This is a genomic window from Amycolatopsis sp. NPDC006125 (assembly GCF_040614195.1).
In the GTDB taxonomy this organism is placed as follows: domain Bacteria; phylum Actinomycetota; class Actinomycetes; order Mycobacteriales; family Pseudonocardiaceae; genus Amycolatopsis_E; species Amycolatopsis_E tucumanensis.
Window position 1 is genome coordinate 23,231 of sequence record NZ_JBEXTZ010000055.1, and the last position, 20,495, is coordinate 43,725.

A 20,495-nucleotide genomic window follows, 5' to 3' on the forward strand; every position below is an offset into this window, starting at 1 on the left:
GTCAGCGCTCCTGGCGAAGCTCGGGGCAACCGAGTTCGAGGAGTGCTTCGATGAGTAGGACAGTGCTGATCTCCGGCGCGAGCATCGCCGGCCCGTCCACCGCGTTCTGGCTGAACCGTCTTGGCTACGCGACGACCGTGGTCGAGCGGGCGCCCGCCCTGCGGGAGGGCGGGCAGGCCGTGGACTTCCGCGGCGAGCAGGTGGCGGTGCTGCGGCGGATGGGATTGCTGGAGGAGATCCGCGCGCACCAGACGTCGATGGGGGAGCAGCACATCCTGGACGCGTCCGGGAAGCGCGTGGCGAGCCTGCCGTCCTCGATGATCAGCGGTGAGGTCGAGATCCAGCGCGGCGACCTGAGCCGAGTGCTGTACGAGGCGACGAATGACCGCACGGAGTACGTCTTCGGCGACTGGATCACGTCGCTGACGGAGACCGGTTCGGGTGTCGAGGTGACGTTCGCCCACGGCGCCCCACGGACCGTGGACCTGGTGATCGGCGCCGACGGGCTGCACTCGGGCGTGCGGGCGCTGGCGTTCGGGCCGGAGTCGCGGTTCCGCACCGAGATGGGGTACGCGTGCGCGGGGTTCAGCGCGCCGAACCACCTGCGGCTCGACCACACCGGGCTGATCTACAACGTGCTCGGCCGCGGCGTGACGTACGCCGCGCAGGACCCGGACGGCCCCGCGAGCATCGGTTTCGTCTTCGCGGCCGACGGCCTGACCTACGACCGCAAGGACGAGGACCAGGTGAAGCGTTTGATCGCGTCGGTGTACGCCGGGGTCGGCTGGGAGGTCCCGCGCCTGCTGGACGCCCTGCGCGACGCCGACGACCTGTACTTCGACGAGCTGGCGCACGTGTACCTGCCGCGCTACACCAGCGGCAGGGTCGCACTGGTCGGCGACGCGGGCTGGGGCGTGGGGCCCGGCGGTGGCGGCACGGGCCTGGCGATGATGGCGGCGTACGTGCTGGCGGGCGAGCTGGCCGCCGCGGGCGGGGACCACGCGGTGGCCTTCGAGCGGTACGAGTCGGAGGTTCGCCCGGCCGCCGAGGCGGGCGCGAAGCAGGCGAAGGGCACCGGCCCGTTCCTGGCGCCCCGCACCGCGCGTGGTCTGTGGCTGCGGAACCAGTCGCACCGGATGCTGACGACCCGCGTGTTCTCCGGGGTGTTCGACAAGATGACGCTGAAGGCGGCGAACACGTTGAAGCTGAAGGACTACGGGATCTGAGGCTCCGGGGAGCTGAGGGTTTCGGCGATCTCCTCGAAGGACATGGCGGCGCCGCGGTCGTAGGCGGCTGCGAAGGCGTCGGCGCCCAGCAGCTTCTGGCAGCCGGCCGCCACCGCCGCCACGTCCTGGTCGTGCGGCCTGGCGGCGCTCCGCAGCGCCACCGCCATCCCCAGCTGCTCGGCCGCCCGCTCGGGATCGCCGTCGAGCAGGGTCATCCCCGCCTGGCCCTCCAGCGCGTCCGCAATGTCGGTCCGGAAGTGCTGCGCCAGCGTGATGTCCAGCGCCTGCCGGTGCCGTGCCCGCGCCTCAGGCCAGTCGCCCGTCGCCTCGGCGAGCCTGCCCATCGCCGTGAGGGTCCGGGCGCTCGCCGCGTCGCTCTGCCAGTCCGTGCCCAGCGTGGCCAGCGCCCGCTCGAAGTGCACCCTGGCCTGCGCGAAGTCCCCGCGACGCCGGGCCAGCTCGCCGAACCCGCGCTCGGTGAGGCCGAGCAGGGTCGAGGCGCCCGCACGCCGCGCGAGGTCCGCCGCGTGGCGGTGACCGGTTTCGGCGTCGGTCAGGTCGCCGTCGCGCAGCAACCGGTCCGCCCGCCGCGCCCACAGCTCGGCCAGCTCCTCCGTCGCGTTGAGCTGCCCGAGCAGGTCCATCGCCTCGTCGACGAGCGCGGCGGACCGGTCCCGGTCACCCCGCAGGTCCGCGAGCTCGGCGAGCCCGTCGAGCACCTGCGCGGTGCCCCACCGGTCGCCGATCTGCCGGAACAGCTCGAGCGACCTGGCGAACGCCTCTTCGGCGCCCGCGCTGTCACCGTTGAACAGGCGCAGGTAGCTCGTCGAGAAGTGCACCAGCGCCTGGAACCACGGATCGTCGTCGTCGACCATGGCCTGTTCCAGCTCGTTCGGCCGCCGCGCCGGGCTGGGCGGGCCGGCGAACAGCGCCCAGTAGACGAGCAGGTACGGCTGACGCAGCGGCCACGGCAGCGACGGCACGATCGAATCGACCCGCCGCAGGTGTTCGTCGAGACCGGGTGGTTCGGCGGGCGCGGCGTTGAGCACGCACAGCACGTACTCCTCCGCCAGGTCGGCGGGCGGTTCCGGGCCGAGGTTGGCCAGCAGCCGCGCGGCGAGCGGCGCGATTTCCGTGCGCACGCCCTGCAGACGCCAGTACGAGGACAGTGCGCCGACCAGTCGCAGTGCCAGCGCGGTGTCCGACTCGACCGCCCAGCGCAGTGCCGCGTGCAGGTTCGCCCGCTCGGCGGTCAGGCGGGCGAGCCACTCGATCTGCTCGGTGCGGCGCAGGTGCGGGTCGGCGGTCTGGGCGAGGGCGAGGAAGTGCCCGGCGTGCGCCCTGGCCACCGCGTCCCGTTCGCCCGATTCGTCCAGCCGCTCGGCGCTGAACGCCCGGATCGTCTCCAGCATCCGGTAGCGCTCACCGGAGAACTCGATGAGCGACTTGTCGACAAGGCTGTCGAGGAGGTCTTCGGTGTCCGGTTCGGACAGTCCGCACACGCTCGCGACCGCGTCCACCGTCGCCCCGCCGGCGAAGATCGCGAAGCGGCGCACCAGGTTCTGTTCGTCCGGCGTGAGGAGGTCCCAGCTCCAGCCGACGACGGCACGCAGCGTCTGGTGGCGGGGCGCGGCGGTGCGGCTGCCCTTGGACAGCAGGCGGAACCGGTCGTCGAGGCGGGCTTCGAGCTGGTCCAGCGGCAGGGTCCGCAGGCGCGCCGCGGCGAGTTCGATGGCCAGTGGCAGTCCGTCGAGCGCCTCGCAGATCCGCCGCACCCGCTCGGCCGAGTCGTCGTCGAGGCGGAACCCGGGCCGCACGGCGGCGGCGCGTTCGGTGAACAGCCGCACCGACTCGTAGCCGGTGGCCTCGGCCGCGCCGCTGCCGTGCGGCGGGGACGCGAGCGGCGGCACCGCGCACAGCGCCTCGCCGGTGATGCCGAGTGGTTCGCGGCTGGTGGCGAGCACCCGCAGCCCGGGGCTCGACGAGAGGAGCCGGTGGACGAGCTTCGCGGCGTCGGCGATCACGTGCTCGCAGTTGTCGAGGATCAGCAGCAGGCGCCGGTCGGTGAGCGCGACCTCGATGCGCCCGACCGGGTCCGGCGGGGCGCCGCCGGTGGGGAACAGGCCGGTCTCCCGCAGGCCGAGCGCGGTGAGGACGGCCTGGGCGACGTCGGCGCCGCTGGTGACGGGGGACAGGTCCACGAAGCACACTTCGCCGTCGGCACGGCCACCGGCCTCGATGGACAGACGGGTCTTGCCCGCGCCGCCGGGGCCGGTCAGGGTGACCAGGCGCCCGGCCTCGAGCAGGCCCGCGATGCGGGCCAGTTCCGGTTCGCGGCCGATGAAAGTGGTGAGCTGGGCGGGGATCTTCGGCGGTTCGGGCGGCGGCTCGGCGCGCAGCACGGCGAGGTGCGCGGCGGCGAGTTCCGGGGACGGGTCGGCGCCGAGTTCGTCGACGAGCACGCGCCGGGCGTCGGCGAAGACGGTGAGCGCCTCGGCTTGGCGGCCGTTGGCGGCGAGCGCGCGCATGAGCAGGACGCGGGGCCGTTCCCGCAGGGGGTGCGCGGCGCACAGCTCGGTGAGTTCGCCGATCACCGCGCGGGATTCGCCGATGGCGAGGTCGGCTTCGGCGCGGTCCTCGACGGCGGCGACGCGCAACTCGTCGAGGCGCGCGGCCTGTGCTTCGGCGAAGGGGGCGTCGCGTACGTCCGCGAGGGCCGGGCCGCGCCAGAGGTCCAGGGCTTCGCGTAGCAGCTTCGCGGCGCGGGCGTGCTCGTTGGTGGTGAGGGCTTGGCGCCCGTCGCGGGCGAGGCGGGTGAAGCGGTGGAGGTCGACCTGGTCCGGTTCGACCGCGAGGCGGTAGCCCGCGGGGTGGGATTCGATGCGGGCCTGGTCGCCGAGTTTGCGGCGGAGGCGGGACACCTGGGCCTGCAGGGCATTGGCCGCGTCGCCCGGCGGGTGGTCGCCGTAGAGGCCGTCGACGAGCCGGTCCGTGCCGACGACGCGACCGGCGTCGAGCAGCAGGAGCGCGAGGAGGGACCGTGGCCGTGGCCCGCCGAGGGGCACCGGGTCGCCGGCCGCGGAGCGCGCCTCGACAGGACCCAGGACGGCGAACCACACCCCGCGATTGTGGCGCATGGCGCGCCGGACGGGGTGAGGCTGTGCCGCGGTTCGCGGGCCGCTGCTTTACTTCACTCATGGAACCTGGGCCGCTGACGATTTCCTACGCCGTGGCTTCCGACGTCGGGCAGCGACGCGAAGCGAACGAGGACTCGGTCTACACCAGTCCGCGTCTGCTCGCCGTCGCCGACGGGATGGGGGGTCACGTCGCCGGTGAGGTCGCCAGTTCGGGCGCGGTCGCCGCGATCGCCGCCCTGGACGAGCGCCTCGAGGCGGAGTCCGCGAAGGCCGACGTGGAGGCGCTGGCGGCCGCCGTGGCCGACGCCGGTGCCCGCTTGCGGGCCCAGGTCGAGGAGGACAGCCGGCTGCAGGGCATGGGCACCACGCTGACGGTGCTCGCCTGGGACGGCACGTCGTTCGCGGTGGCCCACGTCGGGGACTCGCGGGCGTACCGGCTGCGCGAGGGCGAGCTGACGCAGGTGACGCGTGATCACACGGTGGTGCAGGAGCTGGTGGACCAGGGCCGGATCTCGCCGGAGCTGGCGATGAGCCACCCGCAGCGTTCGGTGCTGACGAGGGCGCTCCAGGGCGCCGGCGAGCCCGAACCGGACCTCTTCGTGGTGGACGCCAGGCCCGGCGACAGGTACCTCATCTGCTCCGACGGCCTCTCCGACGTCGCGACGCCGGAGCAGCTGACGGAGGTGCTGACGACGGTGCCGACCCCCGAGGAGGCCGTCCAGAGGCTCGTGGAGCTGGCCAACGCAGGCGGCGGACCGGACAACATCAGCTGCATCGTGGCCGACGTGGCGGAGGCGAACGCGGCCGACTGAGGCCGACGCGGGCGGCGTGGCCGGCTGAGGCCGACGTATCCGATGCGGGCGGCGTGGCCGACTGAGGCTGGCATGGCTGGCTCGATCCGGCGTGGCCAGCTGAGGCCGACCTATCCGATGCGGGCGGCATGGCCGGCTGAGGCCGACGTCTCCGACGCCGGCGGCGTGGCCAGCTGAGGCCGCTGCTCGGTCCGGCGTCGCTGGTCGGGCTGGCGTGGCTGGCTCGGGTAGGGGTCGCGGACGCGGTCGGCTGAGGCCGACGTGGCTAACTGGGGCCGGGGTGGCTTGGTTGGGTCGGCGTGGCTGGCTCGGGCAGGCGTCGCGGACGCGGTCCGGCTGCGGCCGGCTGAGGCCGACGTGGCTAACTGGGGTCGGCGTGGCTTGATTGGGCCGACGTGGCTGGCTCGGTCCCGTGTGGCGAACGCGGACGCGGCCGGCTGAGGCCGACGTGACGCGGGCGGCGTGGCTGCTCGGTCCGCTGTGACTGGCTGGGGCCGGTGTGGCGGTCATGGACGCGGCCGGCTGACGCCGACATGTCGGACGCGGCGGCATGGCCGGCTGAGGCCGGCGTGGCTGGCTCGGCAGGCGTGGTGACGCAGACGCGACCGGCTGACGTGGTCGGCTAGGACTGGCGTAGTCGGTTAGGGCTGATGGGGCTGGCGCGGCTGGCTAGGGCCGATGGGCCGACCCGGCTGAGGTGGTCGGTTAGGGCTGACACGGTCGGCTGGGACTGATGGGGCTGGCGCGGCTGGCTAGGGCCGATGGGCCGACCCGGCTGAGGTGGTCGGTTAGGGCTGACACGGTCGGTTGGGACTGATGCGGCTGATGCGGCTGGCTAGGGCCGATGGGCCCGATGGGGGCTAGTCGCTCGGGTCGGCCGGCGCGCCGGCGAAGGCTGGTCAGGCCTGCGGAGTCGCGCGCCGGTGGAGGGCTGTTCCAGCGGGCGGCGGCTGCGCGCGCCGGCTGAGGCTGGTCGCGCGCTCTGCGAACGCCGCTGGTTCTTCCACCCGGGCGGCGGCCCGCCTTCCGGCGGGTGTGCCCTCCGAGGTGGGCTTCGCCGCCCGGCGGCGACGCGCACCCTTGGTGGGGTGCGCTACCTCGTGGTGGGCGTGCCAGGTCGGCCCGGCGGCGTACCGGTTCGGATCTTGAAAACTGGTTCGCGGGGGCGTCGGCCGCGGGTACGGTCTGAGCCATGGCCTCACCGGAAGCGCTGGTCTCCGCGCTGGCGGACCCTGAACGCCTGATGCTCTTCGCCCGGATCTGCACTTCGCACGACGGGTTACCGGTCGCGGGGGATCGGCATACCGCGAAACTTGCGAAGCGCCTCGTTTCGGCTGGGATCGTCACCGTCGACGGGGATCGGTACCGGGCAGTGCCGCAAGCTTTCCGCGACTCGCTCGCCAAGCCGCCGAGCGATCCGCTCGAAGCGCTGTTCAGCCGCGGCCGGCTCACCACCATTCCTCGTCCGGGCAAGCTTCGCCAGGCCCTGCTCGAGAAACTCGCCGAGCAGTTCGAGCCCGGCCGGGTCTACACCGAGCCGGAGGTCCGCGCGAAGCTCGCCGCGATCTACGAGGACCATGCCGCGCTTCGCCGCTACCTCGTCGACGCCGGGCTCCTCCAGCGCAGCAACGACGGCCGCGCATACGGCCGCCCCGCCGAAGCCCGGCCCAACCCCGAGAACGACGGCCGTCGCGCTCACGTCTGAGCGGCTCGGCCATAACGAACGCCGGCTTGAGCCGCTGACCCGGCGAGTTTGGCGTTGTGGTTTGCCCACAACTGGCCGTTGCCGCGCACGGCTCGGCTCCAGGTGCACGTCGGCGCGGCTGCTCGATCGGGTCGGCGCGGTCCGGCCGCCCCGGCAGCGCGCGGCGCGACAGGGCCGAAACGGCGGCGTCCCAGGGCTGGAGCGCTCGCTAGGCTGCGGAGAGTGCGGGGGCAGCGCCATTCTGCCCCCGCACCCTGTCGATCACACCGTGTCAATCACGCAGGAACCACGCTCACGCGCCGGTTCTCGACGTCGAGGCTCGCGATGCGGACATCGACCCGTTCACCGGCTTCCGCTTCCGCGGTCCAGGCGGGCCGGGACAACAGCCCGGGAACGCCCGGCGGCAGTTCGACGAAGGCGCCGAACGGAACCACTCGCGTCACGGTCGCGGTGATGACTCCGCCATTCGCGTGCTGGGCGAGGAAATCGCGCCACACGGCCTGCGAGACCTGGTACTGGGACATGTGATCACCTCCTTTCGCTTCGTCCCAGAGAAGGGGAGAGCGCAGGAGGTGGCGGGCCGCGGGCCCGCCGGGTGATCACGGCGCGGCCGGGAGTCCTGTCTGTGCGCGGCGCAAGGCCGACCCGGCAGTCACGGCGTCGAAGTTAACAGCTCACGGGGTCATGCTCAACAGTCCTTCCTGTCGTAGGGTTTCCGGCATGATCGCCGCCGACCCGGACCGACTTTGCCCACGACCACAACTCGTCCGGTCCGAGTGGTTCGACCTGGACGGCGCCTGGGGCTTCGCCTTCGACGACGACGATCGCGGCCTCGCCGACCACTGGTTCACCGCCACCGAGCCGTTCGACCGGACGATCACCGTCCCGTATCCGCCGGAGTCGGAACTCTCCGGCGTGCACGCGACCGAACCGCACACCGTGGTCTGGTACCGGCGTGAGTTCGACGCCCCGCCGATCCCCGACGGCCACCGGCTCGTCCTGCACTTCGCCGCCGTGGACTACGCGGCGTCGGTGTGGATCAACGGAATCCACCTCGGCAGCCACGAAGGCGGGCAGACGCCGTTCTCCTTCGACATCACCGCGGCTCTGCGGCCCCACGGTCCGCAAGTGATCGTCCTGCGCGCGGAAGACCGCCCGGACGAAGGCACCCAGCCCAGGGGCAAGCAGGACTGGCACCCGGAGCCGCACGACATCTGGTACCACCGCACCACGGGGATCTGGCAGCCGGTGTGGGCGGAGGTCGTCCCGGCACTCCACCTTCGCGAACTGCACTGGACTCCCGAACTCACCCGCGCATCGGTCTCTTGTGAGGGCGAGCTTTCCGCGACGCCCGGCGAAGCGGTGACGATCCGCGTGGTGCTGCGGCACGGCGACGAGATCCTTGCCGAGCAGTCCGTGCGCGTCGACCGGCGGCGGTTCCGGTTCGACATCGCCGTGCCCGCGCTGCGGCACGGTCAGGATCGGTCCCGCCTGCTGTGGTCGCCGGAGAACCCGGTGCTCGTCGATGCGTCGGTCGAACTGCACGCCGCGGAAGTGCCGTCCGACACGGTGAGCAGCTATCTGGGTCTGCGCGAGGTCGGCGTGGCCGACGGCCGCTTCCTCCTCAACCACCTCCCTTACTACCCGCGAATGGTCCTGGAACAGGGCTATTGGCCGCAGTCGCACCTGGCCGCGCCGGACTCGGTCGCACTCCGCCGGGAGGTCGAGCTCATCAAGGAACTCGGCTTCACCGGCGTCCGCGTGCACCAAAAGGCCGAGGATCCGCGGTTCCTCTTCTGGTGCGACAAGCTCGGCCTGCTCGTCTGGGGCGAGACCGCGAACGCCTACGAGTTCGCGCCCGAAGCCGTCGAGCGGCTCACCCGGGAGTGGCTGGAGATCCTGCGCCGGGACCGCAGCCACCCCTGCATCGTGACCTGGGTGCCGATCAACGAGAGCTGGGGCGTTCCCGACGTCGCCACGGCACCCGGGCAAACCCACTTCGTGCGCTCGATCTACCACCTCACCAAGAGCATCGACCCCAGCCGCCCGGTCATCGGCAACGACGGCTGGGAAATCCCGGAAGCCGACATCATCGGCGTGCACGACTACGCCCCGACCGGTGAGGCACTGTCCACACGGTACGGTGCCGAATTGCGCCGTGCCCTGTCCGACGGCCGGCCCGGTGGTCGCCGCCTCCTGCTCGACGACACCACGACGGACCGCCCCGTCATGCTGACCGAGTTCGGTGGCCTCTCCCACGTTCCCGCCGAGGACGAGAAGTGGTTCGGCTACTCGACGGTGACCGACGACGAGGAGCTGGCCGCCCGGCTGGACCAGCTCGTCACCGCGGTCCTCTCGTCGCCGGACCTCGCCGGCTTCTGCTACACCCAGCTGACCGACACCGAGCAGGAACGCAACGGCCTGCTCACCGCCGGACGCGTGCCCAAGATCGATCCGGCCCGGGTACGAGCCATCCTCACTCGCCCTGCCGCGGCCGTGCCCCCGGAAGAACTGAACCCCTACCGGGAGCGCAGCTGACAGCCGGGACCTTCGAGTGGTGTCACCATCCCGGTCTTGTGTTGCCGACGATCTTCGGCACCAAGCGGGAGCGCGAGACCACGGCTGGTACCTCGGCCCGTGGGCGAGAACCTTCAGTGGTGACCCGCGGGCGCGCCGTGTGCCCGCGACGCGCCCGCGGGCGGGAACCGCGGGGAAGCGGTTCCCGGACCGCCGCCAGCCCGGACTCACGTCCCCAGGAGCGGGCGAACGGCGATCTCGTCTGCGGCGGCGCGGCCTAGTAGTCCCAGATCTGGATCGCCCGCACAACGAACGGCGCGTGCGGCACGAACGTCCCGCCACCCGGGTACGTGGTGAAGTCGCCTTCGGTGGAGCAGTCCTCGCCCTGGTACACCGTCACCTCGCGGTCCAGCCGGTTCACGAACGACCGCGCGTCACCGCTGAGCGGGATGCACTCGCCGGGATTGGCCGTGCGGAGGTCGAGGAACTGCACCGACCCGCCGTAGAACTCCTCGGACCACGCGCAGAACTCGCCCTGCTCGCAGCCGTACCCGACCGGCGGCGCGGTCTCGGCCTCGGCGATGCCGCCCGCGGTCAACAGTCCCAGCGCGGCCAGGACGAGCGCCTTCGGCAGATACGCGCGAAAATTCCCGAACATTTCTCATCTCCCCTGTGAGTCGGTCTCCGCGGTGCGCGGTTCCGGACTCCACAATGGCCGGTGGGAGAAGGGCTGTCAGCAGGGATTTCTACTTCTGTGGATAAGTAGGTTCCGTTAACCCGATCGGGGCCTCGGAAACGCACTTGTCCACAGGGTGCCGAATTCGTTCTTGCCGAATGGGCGAAACCTCTGCTATTTGGCGGGACCCGTGGAACCGCGCACCACCAGTTCGACGTCCAAAGTGGTCGCCTTCGGCGCGCGCTGTCCGGAGAGCAGGCGCAGCGCCAGTTCCCCGGCGAGCTGCCCCTTGCGCACGAGGTCCTGCCGCACGGTCGTCAACGGCGGATCCGACCACGCGGCCGGCGGCGTGTCGTCGAACCCGACGATCGACAGGTCCGCAGGCACCCGGAGACCGCGTTGCCGGGCGACGGCCAGCGCCGCGAGGGCCAGCTCGTCCGACATGCACAGCAGCGCGGTCGGCTCCCGGTCCAGCAACGCCGCCGCGCCCGGCATGGCCGCCTCCCGCGACAGTCCGGACACCTCCCAGATCGGCACCGCGTCCGGATCGATCCCGGCCGCCCCCAAGGTTTCCAGGTAGCCGGCGAGCCGCTCCCGGTTGTCCAGGAACCGGCTCCGCGCCGCCTCCGTCGCGCTCAACGGGCCCCCGCGCGGCTCGGACAGGCACTGCGCGGACAGGATCGCGAACCGCCGGTGGCCCAGCTCCAGCAGGTGCCGGGCCGCGGCCGTCGCGCCGCCGCGGTCGTCCGTCGACACCCGCGCCGACCCGGGCACGATCGGCTGGTCGATCACCACCAGCGGCAGTCCGCGCTGCTTGACCGCCCGCAGCGCCGGCGCGTTGTCCGCCAGCGAGTAGGCGACCGCGAGGTCCGCCTGCGCCGCCAGCACTCGGTCCGCCCGTGGTCCGCCGTCGTGTCCGCCCGGCAGGAGGAGCAGCGCGTGCCCTTCCGGATCGACCCGGCTCGCGAGCGCATCCAGCGTGATCGACAACGCCGGATCGGAGAACGCCGCCGACAACCCGGTGTCGAGCATGAAGGCGATCGCGCCCGAGCGCTGCGTGGCGAGGCTGCGCGCGGTCGGGTTGGGACCCGTGTAGCCGAGCCGCTTCGCCACGCGCAGCACTTCGTCCCGCAGCTCGGCCGACAGCTGGTCCGGGCGGTTGTACGCGTTGGACACCGTCGCCCGCGAGACGCCCACCGCTTCGGCGACGTCGTCGAGCGTCGGGCGGCGCCGACGGGTACCGGTCATCGCCGCAGTCTAGACCGATCACCGACCGGCTTGACGTTCTGAAGCGCTTAAGTCATTGTGGGACGGGTGATTGGGGTCAGTGATCGGGTAGCGGTCTTCGTCGTCTTCGCGCTCAACGGTGCGGTTTACGGGTCGTGGGCGCCGCGCGTGCCCGCGCTCGCCGAGCAGGTCGGAGCCAGTCCGGGCGAACTGGGGCTGGCGTTGCTCGGCGGCACCGCGGGGCTCCTGCTTGCGGCACCGCTGTCCGGCCGCGTGTCGGAGCGGTTCGGCGCGCGTGCCGTGATGCTCGTGGCGACTCTGCTGTCGTGCGTCGTGCTGTCGCTGACCGGGCTGGTCGGCTCGGTGGCGTGGCTCGCGGTCGCGTTGTTCGGCCTCGGCTTCGCCAACGGCGGGCTCGACGTGGCGATGAACATCGGCGGCGTCAGCGTCGAGCGGCGCACGGGCAAGGCGATCATGCCGGTCTTCCACGCCGGTTTCAGCTTCGGTGGGCTGGTCGCGTCCGCCGCCGCCGGGCTCGCCGCGGCGCAGCATTGGTCACCTGAGCGGCACTTCCTGGTCGCCGCCATCGTGACCGCGCTTGTGATGCTGGTCGTCTACCACGGCTTGCCGCGTGCGGTGCCCCGGACCGAACGAGCCGCCCGGCCGGCGACCACCGCACCCACCCGGCGCCCGGTGCTGTGGCTGCTGGCCGTGGTGCCGCTGTGTTCCGCGATGGCCGAAGGCGCCAGCTCGGACTGGTCCGCGTTGCTGCTGGTCACTGAGCACGGCGCGGGCGAGGGCGCCGCCGCGCTCGCCTTCACCGCGTTCTCGCTCGCCATGGCTGTCACCCGGCTCGGCAGCGCGTGGGTGCAGCGCCGCCTCGGCGCCACCCGGACCCTCGCGATCGGCGCGGTCGTGGCCGCGGCCGGGCTGCTGGTCTCCGCACTCGTCCCGGTCGCCGCGCTGGCCTTCGCCGGGTTCGTGCTGGCCGGCACGGGTCTGGCCGCCGCGTTCCCGGTCGCGCTGAGCCTGGCGGGCGAGGCGGGCAAGCGCGCGGACGGCAGCGGTGGGGAGCGCGAGATCGCGTTCGTCACCACTGTCGCCTACACCGGGTTCCTGGCCGGTCCGCCGCTGATCGGCGGTATCGCACAGGCGACCTCGTTGTCCGCTTCGTTCGTGCTGGTAGCGGTTCTGGCGGCGCTCATCGCGCCGGCCGCGGTCGGCGCGAGTCGCGCACGTCACCGTGAACGGACCGCTGCCGAACTCCCCGTTTGAGGCGGGCCTACCCTCGACGTGTGCCCTCTGAAGTTTCCGAGACCGCGACCCGGCGCCGGGTGAGCGTCCTCCCGCTGCTCCTGGTGTGCGGGTTGCTGGCGGCGGTGGTGGCCGTCGCGCTGCTCGCGCTGTCGGGCGGGGCCACCTACCAGATCGCCGGCCTGCCCGAGCCGGGCCTCGTGACCCAGTACGGCGTCGGCGTGGTCCGGGTGCTCGCCGACGCGGCGTCGGTCGTGTGCGTCGGGTCCCTCCTGCTCGCGACGTTCCTGGTGCCGCCGCAGAAGTCCGGCGTGCTGGCGCGGGACGGGTACGCGGCGCTGCGCACGGCCGGGATCGCCGCGTGGGTGTGGTTCTTCGCCGCGCTCGCCTCGGTCCTGTTCACCGCGGCGGACGCGGCGGGCAAGCCGGTCACCGAGCTGTTCTCGCCGCAGGTCCTGCTGGACCTGGTGGACGCGATCGAGCAGCCCAAGGCCTGGCTGTGGACGGCTGGCATCGCGCTCGTGCTGGTGCTCGGCTGCCGCCTGGCGCTGTCGTGGGGCTGGACCGCGGTGCTGTTCGGGCTGTCCGTCGCCGGGCTCGTCCCGGTCGCCGTGACCGGCCACTCGGCCAGCGGCGGCTCGCACGACCTCGCCACGAACAGCCTGCTCTACCACCTGATCGCCGCCTCGCTGTGGGTCGGCGGCCTGGTCGCGCTCCTCGCGCTCGGGTGGCGGCGCGGGGAGCACCTGTCGCTCGCGGCGCGCCGCTTCTCCCGGCTGGCGCTGGTCTGCTGGATCGTGATGGCCGTGTCCGGCGTGGTCAACGCGCTGGTCCGGCTGCCGCTGTCCGACCTGCTCACCACCGAGTACGGGCTGCTCGTCGTGGCGAAGGTCGTCGCGTTGCTGGTGCTCGGCGTGTTCGGACAGCAGCAGCGGACTCGCGGGGTGCGCGCGGTGGTGGACGGACAGGGCGGCGGGCAGTTGCTGCGGCTGGCCGCGGTCGAGGTCCTGATCATGTTCGTCACGATCGGCATCGCCACCGCGCTCGGCCGCACCCCGCCGCCGCAGGAGGCCGTCCAGCCGTCGACGACGGAACTGCTCATCGGCTATGACCTGCCCGGCGCGCCGACCGTGCTCCGGCTGTTGTTCGACTGGCGCTTCGACCTCGTCTACGGCACGGCGGCGATCGTGCTGGCCGTCCTCTACCTGGCGGGCCTGCGGCGGTTGCGGCGCAACGGGATCGAGTGGCCGGTCGGACGCACGGTGGCGTGGCTGGCCGGGTGTTTCGTGCTGCTGATCGCCACGTCGTCCGGCATCGGGCGCTACTCGCCCGCGATGTTCAGCGTGCACATGGGCAGCCACATGCTCCTGTCGATGATCGCGCCGGTGCTGTTCGTGCTGGGCGGGCCGGTGACGCTGGCGCTGCGGGCGCTGCCGGTCGCGGGCCGGGACGCTCCGCCGGGGCCGCGCGAGTGGTTGCTGGCCGCGGTGCATTCACCAGTGTCCCGCGTGCTCACCCATCCGATCGTCGCGCTGGCCTTGTTCGTCGGTTCGTTCTACGCGCTGTACTTCTCCGGCCTGTTCGACGCGGCGCTGAACTACCACTGGGCACACCTTCTGATGAATGCCCACTTCCTCCTCGCCGGTTACGTCTTCTACTGGCCGGTGATCGGGGTGGACCAGGCTCCGCGGCGCCTGCCGCACCTCGGCCGGCTCGGGATGATGTTCGCCGCGATGCCGTTCCACGCCTTCTTCGGCGTGATCCTGATGTCGAAGCAGACGATCATCGGCGACAACTTCTACCGGGCGCTGCACCTGCCGTGGGTGTCCGACCTGCTGGCGGACCAGCGCCTCGGCGGCGGCATCGCGTGGGCGTCCGGCGAGGTCCCGGTGCTGCTGGTGCTGATCGCGTTGCTCGTGCAGTGGTCGCGGGCCGACGCGCGCGAGGCGAAGCGGAAGGACCGCCGCGAGGAGGCCAGCGGAGACCAGGAGCTGGCGGCCTACAACGCGATGCTCAAGCAGATGGCGGACCAAGGCAAGCCGCGCCCCTAGCACAGCCCACCGACAATTCCGGGATCACGACCGATCAGCCCGGCGAGTTGTCCACACGCCCCGAAACCATCCACAGATTTCGGCCGATTTCGCTTTCGCTCTCCCAATCGCTCGTTCCCGGTGCACTCTTGATCTCAAGCCGGTGACGACGAGTGTGAAGGAGAGCGGCGATGGCGATCGGGGAGACGATGGTGACCCTGGTGGGCACGGTGACCAGCGACATCACGGTCAAGCGGGTCGGGCAGGACAGGCACGAGCTGGCGATCTTCTGGGTGCGCAGCGATGAGCGCCGGTTCGACCGGAACAGACAGGAGTGGGTGCCGGGCAGGCGGTTCTCGGCGCGGGTGGTGTGCCGCCGCGGGATGGCGGTATCGGCCGCGGACGGGCTGCGCCGGGGCGATCCGGTCGTGGTCAACGGGCGGCTGCACACCGCTGACCCGGACACCGGCGGGTCTCGTGCTCAACTTGAACTCGAGGCTTTCGCGCTCGGGCCGAACCTCGCCCAGTGCGGCGTCTCGCTGAGGCGGGGCCCGCGGCCCGAACCCGATGTCCCGTCCCAGATCCCGTTGTGGGACGCTGCCGGCTCCGCCGTCGAAACCCTGCAGGACGGGCCCGTGGACGAGCCTGCGCCGGCGCTCGCCGGGCCACGAGGAGGGCAGGGCCCGTGACGAGCGGAGCGTTCTCCACGGTGACGAGGGGTTGACTGTCCGTCGCGGGATGGTGACCGGCGTTCGGTCGCGCGTGACACGGCTCTACGATCGTGGGCATGGCCGAGTTCATCTACACCATGAAAAAGGTGCGCAAGACCGTCGGGGACAAGGTCATCCTCGACGATGTCAGCACCGCGTTCTACCCGGGCGCCAAGATCGGCGTCGTGGGTCCGAACGGTGCCGGCAAGTCCACCGTGCTGAAGATCATGGCGGGGCTCGATCAGCCGAGCAACGGTGAGGCCTTCCTCCAGCCGGGCGCGAGCGTCGGGATCCTGCAGCAGGAGCCGCCGCTCAACGAGGACAAGACTGTGCGCGGCAACGTCGAGGAGGGCCTCGGCGAGATCAAGGTGAAGCTCGACCGCTTCAACGAGATCGCCGAGCAGCTGGCCACCGACTACAGCGACGAGCTGATGGAGGAGATGGGCCGGCTCCAGGAGGAACTCGACCACGCCGACGCGTGGGAGCTGGACTCCCAGCTCGAGCAGGCGATGGACGCGCTGCGCTGCCCGCCGCCGGACGAGCCGGTCACCCACCTCTCCGGTGGTGAGCGCCGCCGGGTCGCGCTGTGCAAGCTGCTGCTGTCGAAACCCGACCTGCTGCTGCTCGACGAGCCCACCAACCACCTGGACGCGGAGAGCGTGCTGTGGCTGGAGCAGTTCCTGGCCACCTACCCCGGCGCTGTCCTCGCGGTCACCCACGACCGGTACTTCCTGGACAACGTCGCCCAGTGGATCATGGAGCTCGACCGCGGCCGCGTCGTCGGCTACGAGGGCAACTACTCCACGTACCTGGAGAAGAAGCGGGAACGCCTCGAGGTCCAGGGCAAGAAGGACGCCAAGCTCGCGAAGCGCCTGAAGAACGAGCTGGACTGGGTGCGGTCGAACGCCAAGGCACGCCAGACCAAGTCGCGGGCCCGTCTCGACCGCTACGAGGAGATGGCCGCGGAGGCCGAGCGCACCCGCAAGCTGGACTTCGAGGAGATCCAGATCCCGCCGGGGCCCCGGCTGGGCAGCGTGGTCGTCGAGGTCTCGCACCTGAAGAAGGGCTTCGAGGACCGCGTCCTGATCGACGACCTGTCGTTCACGCTGCCGCGCAACGGCATCGTCGGCGTGATCGGCCCGAACGGTGTCGGTAAGACGACCCTGTTCAAGACCATCGTCGGGCTGGAGAAGCCGGACGACGGCGAGGTCAAGATCGGCGAGACGGTCAAGCTGTCCTATGTAGACCAGAACCGGGCCGGGATCGACCCGAAGAAGACGGTCTGGGAGGTGGTGTCCGACGGGCTCGACTACATCAACGTCGGGCAGACCGAAATGCCGTCGCGCGCGTACGTGAGCGCGTTCGGGTTCAAGGGCCCGGACCAGCAGAAGCCGTCGGGCGTGCTCTCCGGTGGTGAGCGCAACCGGCTGAACCTGGCGCTGACCCTCAAGCAGGGCGGCAACCTGATCCTGCTGGACGAGCCGACCAACGACCTGGACGTCGAGACCCTGGGCTCGCTGGAGAACGCGCTCGAGCAGTTCCCCGGCTGTGCCGTGGTCATTTCGCACGACCGGTGGTTCCTGGACCGCGTGGCGACGCACATCCTCGCGTGGGAGGGCACCGACGAGAACCCGGCCAAGTGGTTCTGGTTCGAGGGCAACTTCGAGGGCTACGAGAAGAACAAGGTGGAGCGGCTCGGACCGGACGCGGCCCGGCCGCACCGGGTGACACACCGCAAGCTGACTCGCGACTGAGCGGGGAAGCCCCGTGCTAGCACGCTCGAGCCGACACGGAAGCGGAGTCCCCTTGGTAGCCACCCAGCACAGCCGATCCGGTTCGCGTCCGCAGGACGGCGGCCGGAGCGCGGAGATCGCCGCGGTCGAGCGCCTGCTCGGCCAGGCCGCCGACTTCGAGCTGCGCGCGCCCGAGCTGGCGCTCGTGCTTGGGGAGCGGGCGGCGGCCCTGGCCGAGGCCGCCGGGGCCGAGGAGCTGTGGGTGCGTGGCGAGGGACTCGCGGTGTCCGCGCGGGTTCGTCTCGGTTTGCGCGCGCCGACGGTGGGGCGTGCCGTGGCTGCTTTGCGTGCCGCGGAGGACACGGGGCAGACGACGCTCGCGGCGCAGCTGCGCACCGACCTCGCCGTCTGCGCCCGCAGCGTCGGTGCGCCCCTCACCGGGCTCGCCGCGCTGCGGCCGGTGCTGGACGCGTCCAGTTTCGGCGGTGCGCGGAAGGCGGCGGTGCTGAGCCAGCTGGTGGCGTGTCTGGCGCAGTTCGGGCGCAAGCTGGAGCTCGACAAGACCCTTGCCGAGGCGGACCGGTTGTGCGGGGCGGACGACGACCTCGACGGTGACGGGCGGCTGCTCGCGCGGTCGCTGCTGCGGGTCGCGGTGTCGGCGCATCGGCGTCGACACGGGGACGTCATCGGCGCGGCCGACGCGGCGCGCACGGGGCTCGGTTTTCTCGAACAGCTGGAGGACGCGCAACACGACGGTGGTGTGGTGCGGGTCCGGCTGGTGCTCCAGCTCGTGTGCTCGCTGCTCGACCGCGGGGACGGCAGGAACGCGCTGGACCTCGCGCAGTCGGTGCTGGACGAACCGGCGCGGGCCGCGTCGGTCGCCCCGGCGGGATGGCTCCGGATGGCGATCGCCACCCGGGTCTTGCTGCCCTCCGGCAGTGTGGAGGCGGCCGCGCGCATGCTGCGGGATGCCGTGCACGCCACGGAACGGCACGAGTTGCACGCGTTGACCGCGCGGCTGTGGACAGAGCTGGCACACGTCGAGGAGCGCCTCGGCCGCTACGCCGAAGCCATCGAGTGCCTGCAGCTGGCGCGTGCGGCCGAGCACATCCACGCGCGGGCCCGCCGCCAGGCGGTGGGACTGCTCGCCGGAGAGTTCGGCGGTGGCGGGCACGAGGTCGACCTGGACCGCGTGCTCGGGTCGGTGCCTGCGGGCGAGGGAACGAGTGCTTCCGTTGCGGTCGCGCCGTTGTCGGTGCCCGAGCCGAAGGTTCCGGCCAGCCGTGAGCCCAGCGCCGAGGTCGCGACCGGGAACGGGGACGCCCCACGGCCTCGTGTGGCGGCGGAACAGAGCCGGAACAACAGCGAACGGCCGAGCTGGTCGCTGGCGCCCGAACCCGCCGACAAGCGTCCGGACGTTGCGAAGGTCTCCCGCGCCGAGGATGCGGCACAGGTTTCGCGGTGGGATGAGATCGGGGCCGCGTCGCGGTTGGAGCGGACCTCGCGAGCGGACGAGGTGGGCCGGTCCGAACGTGAGCCCGCGCGAGCGAAGGCGGACGAGAGCGCGGCAGCGTCGCTCGGGCAGCGTGAGTCGGTGCGGGACCGAGCTGACGAGGTCGCGGCGGTCTCGCGCCTCGACTCACGCGAGTCGGTGCGGTCTGACGCGGGTATGTCGCGGTCCGAACCGGCTTCTGGCGACGTGGTGCGGTACCGGCGGCCCGAGACGGCCGCGTCCGGGATGCCGTTGGAATCCGAGCGGCGGACAGCCGGAGGGCGTCGGCGGGCCGAGGAGAAGTCGGTTGGGCAATCGGCTGACGTCTCGCCGAATGAGGTGTCGTCCGAGATCGTGGCGATTTCCCGCTCGGAGCGCGCTGACACGCGGGCGTCCCGGAAGACTCGGCACGATTCGGAGCACGGGTCGGTCGCGGCGCGGAGCGTGCTGGACCGGCTGGGGGTCAGCACCGGTGCGGGTGGCGGGCGCCGGCGCGCGCCTGGCACGGGAGAGCCCGAGTCGGGCGGGCACCGTCGCGCGCCTGGCACGGGGGAGCCCGAGTCTGGTGGACGTCGCCGCGCTGAGGACGGCCCGAGCCGGGAATCCGTCGCGCCCGAAGCTGTGGGCGAGGGCGTCCGCGGTGAGTCCGTCGATGCGGGCCGGGATTCTGCCGGACGAGCCGACGAGAGCACGACCCTCAGCGGCGACTCGGGCACGCGCCGCGAGGACACCGCCCGGGAGGACGTTGGCTCGTCGAGTGAGTCGTGGTTGAGCGCGGATGCGGAGCCGGTCAGCCGGGCGGACGTCTCGCCGGCGGGGCGGGCCGAATCCGAGGCGCGCAGTGAGAACGAGCCTGCGCCGAGCATGCCGGTCATCGACAACTGGTTGCCGCGCTTGCGATTGCCACCGTCGCTGGCGCCGTGGGACGACTCCACCGACACGGACAGCGAACCGGCTCCCAGCAACAGCACATCGGAGACTCCCTTCACGAACGCGCCGGTGCTGCAGGACGACGGCCTCGGCGAGCCGTTCCGCACCGAGTTGACCGGCGTGCCGGACGACGACCTGCCCGAGGACGCCGGCCTCGCGGACCTGCTCGCCCGCGCGCTCGCCGAACACCAGGCGGGCACCGCGAGCGCGGCGGCGCTCGTGAAGCGACTCGGCAACCAATCGTCCTCCGAGCCGCGGCCCGTCAACGGCCACGGACGCAACGGCAGCGAGCCCGGAAACGGCCGCCACCGCGGCGACCGCTGATCTCCCCGGCCGGCCTGTCGACGCCGGCGCGGCAGGCTTGGCCTGGCGTTGCTGCGCTGGTGCCCCCTTCCGGCGCGCGGCTGGGGTGAGGGTTGGTGGTGGGCGTTGCTGTGCTGGTGCCCCCCTCCTGGCGCGCGGCCGGTGAGGGTTGGCGCTGAGTGCGTTGCCGAGCCGGTGCCCCCTTCCGGCGCGCGGCCGGGGTGAGGGTTGGTGGTGGGCGGTGCCGCGCCGGTGCCCCCTCCCGCCGCGCGGCCGGTGAGGGTTGGCGGTAGGTGCGTTGCCGAGCCGGTGCCCCCTTCCGGCGCGCAGCCGGGGCGCGGGGTTGGCGGTGGGCGTTGCTGTGCTGGTGCCTCCTCGCGACGCGCGGACGGGGTGAGGGTTTGCGGTGGGTGCGTTGCCGCGCCGGTGACCCCTCCCGGGGTGGAGCTCGCGGTGCGGGGTTGGCGGTGGGGGCGCGTTGGTGAGGCTCCGGTGGCTGGTTGGGCCGGGGGAGTGGCGGCGGTGGGATTCGACGGGATCGGCGGCTGCGGTGGAATTCGCGGCGATCTGCGGCGTGAACCGTCCGAGCACTGCATCTCGCGGCGGTCTGGGCCCGTAGACACCCGGTGGGGCCCGGGCATCAGGCGGCGGTGCATTCACGGGGTTTGCCGCCTCGCCAGGCGGGGCAGTCGCGGGGGATGGACAGCGGCGGCCGATCGCCCCGCCGGGCCGCGCGAAACCCG

General features: G+C 72.2%; 13 protein-coding genes. 9 read left to right on the top strand and 4 right to left on the bottom strand.

Features of this window, described 5'->3' with window-relative positions:
* Positions 1–50: 50 nt before the first annotated feature.
* Positions 51–1,226: an FAD-dependent monooxygenase gene (locus ABZ193_RS25915; protein WP_237336296.1), complete on the top strand. Its 1,176-nt coding sequence runs from the start codon at positions 51–53 to the stop codon at positions 1,224–1,226.
* Here the strand turns inward: ABZ193_RS25915 and ABZ193_RS25920 are convergent.
* The gene (locus ABZ193_RS25920) at positions 1,214–4,345 is read right to left on the bottom strand and encodes a BTAD domain-containing putative transcriptional regulator (RefSeq protein ID WP_354711796.1); all 3,132 of its coding nucleotides are present in this window, start codon (positions 4,343–4,345) and stop codon (positions 1,214–1,216) included. The two genes, ABZ193_RS25915 and ABZ193_RS25920, sit on opposite strands and share 13 nt — an antisense overlap.
* Positions 4,346–4,422: 77 nt before the next feature.
* Between ABZ193_RS25920 and ABZ193_RS25925 the strand changes: the two genes are divergently transcribed.
* On the top strand, positions 4,423–5,175 hold the full coding sequence (locus tag ABZ193_RS25925; protein ID WP_354711798.1) for a PP2C family serine/threonine-protein phosphatase: 753 nt from the start codon (positions 4,423–4,425) through the stop codon (positions 5,173–5,175).
* Positions 5,176–6,367: 1,192 nt separating this feature from the next.
* Positions 6,368–6,880, top strand: a complete 513-nt coding sequence (locus ABZ193_RS25930; RefSeq protein ID WP_354711799.1) for a DUF2087 domain-containing protein — start codon at positions 6,368–6,370, stop codon at positions 6,878–6,880.
* Between the two features lie 275 nt (positions 6,881–7,155).
* Here the strand turns inward: ABZ193_RS25930 and ABZ193_RS25935 are convergent, their stop codons facing one another.
* Positions 7,156–7,404, bottom strand: coding sequence for a S1 RNA-binding domain-containing protein (locus ABZ193_RS25935; protein ID WP_237336292.1), 249 nt, complete (start codon positions 7,402–7,404; stop codon positions 7,156–7,158).
* Between the two features lie 196 nt (positions 7,405–7,600).
* Here ABZ193_RS25935 and ABZ193_RS25940 point away from each other — a divergent pair, with 196 nt between their 5' ends.
* Entirely contained in the window at positions 7,601–9,418 is a 1,818-nt protein-coding gene (locus ABZ193_RS25940; RefSeq protein WP_020418203.1) for a sugar-binding domain-containing protein, read from the top strand.
* Between the two features lie 256 nt (positions 9,419–9,674).
* Here ABZ193_RS25940 and ABZ193_RS25945 read toward each other — a convergent pair whose 3' ends face one another.
* The gene (locus ABZ193_RS25945; protein WP_237336291.1) at positions 9,675–10,055 is read right to left on the bottom strand and encodes a peptidase inhibitor family I36 protein; all 381 of its coding nucleotides are present in this window, start codon (positions 10,053–10,055) and stop codon (positions 9,675–9,677) included.
* 192 nt (positions 10,056–10,247) lie between these two features.
* Complete coding sequence (locus tag ABZ193_RS25950; protein WP_237336290.1) at positions 10,248–11,321, bottom strand: LacI family DNA-binding transcriptional regulator; 1,074 nt, start codon at positions 11,319–11,321, stop codon at positions 10,248–10,250.
* 66 nt (positions 11,322–11,387) lie between these two features.
* Here ABZ193_RS25950 and ABZ193_RS25955 point away from each other — a divergent pair, with 66 nt between their 5' ends.
* The 5 genes from ABZ193_RS25955 (at position 11,388) to ABZ193_RS25975 (ending at position 19,773) form a co-directional block, all read left to right on the top strand.
* Positions 11,388–12,575 carry an MFS transporter gene (locus ABZ193_RS25955; RefSeq protein WP_237336289.1) on the top strand — a complete coding sequence of 396 codons (1,188 nt, stop codon included), beginning with the start codon at positions 11,388–11,390 and terminating at the stop codon, positions 12,573–12,575.
* A gap of 20 nt (positions 12,576–12,595) precedes the next feature.
* The gene (locus ABZ193_RS25960; protein ID WP_354711801.1) at positions 12,596–14,605 is read left to right on the top strand and encodes a cytochrome c oxidase assembly protein; all 2,010 of its coding nucleotides are present in this window, start codon (positions 12,596–12,598) and stop codon (positions 14,603–14,605) included.
* A 170-nt stretch (positions 14,606–14,775) separates the two neighbouring features.
* Positions 14,776–15,273: a single-stranded DNA-binding protein gene (locus ABZ193_RS25965; protein WP_020418208.1), complete on the top strand. Its 498-nt coding sequence runs from the start codon at positions 14,776–14,778 to the stop codon at positions 15,271–15,273.
* 98 nt (positions 15,274–15,371) lie between these two features.
* Positions 15,372–17,048, top strand: coding sequence for an energy-dependent translational throttle protein EttA (ettA, locus tag ABZ193_RS25970; RefSeq protein WP_020418209.1), 1,677 nt, complete (start codon positions 15,372–15,374; stop codon positions 17,046–17,048).
* 52 nt (positions 17,049–17,100) lie between these two features.
* Positions 17,101–19,773 (top strand): hypothetical protein, encoded by a 2,673-nt coding sequence (locus tag ABZ193_RS25975; RefSeq protein WP_354711802.1) that lies wholly within the window; start codon positions 17,101–17,103, stop codon positions 19,771–19,773.
* Positions 19,774–20,495 lie beyond the last annotated feature (722 nt).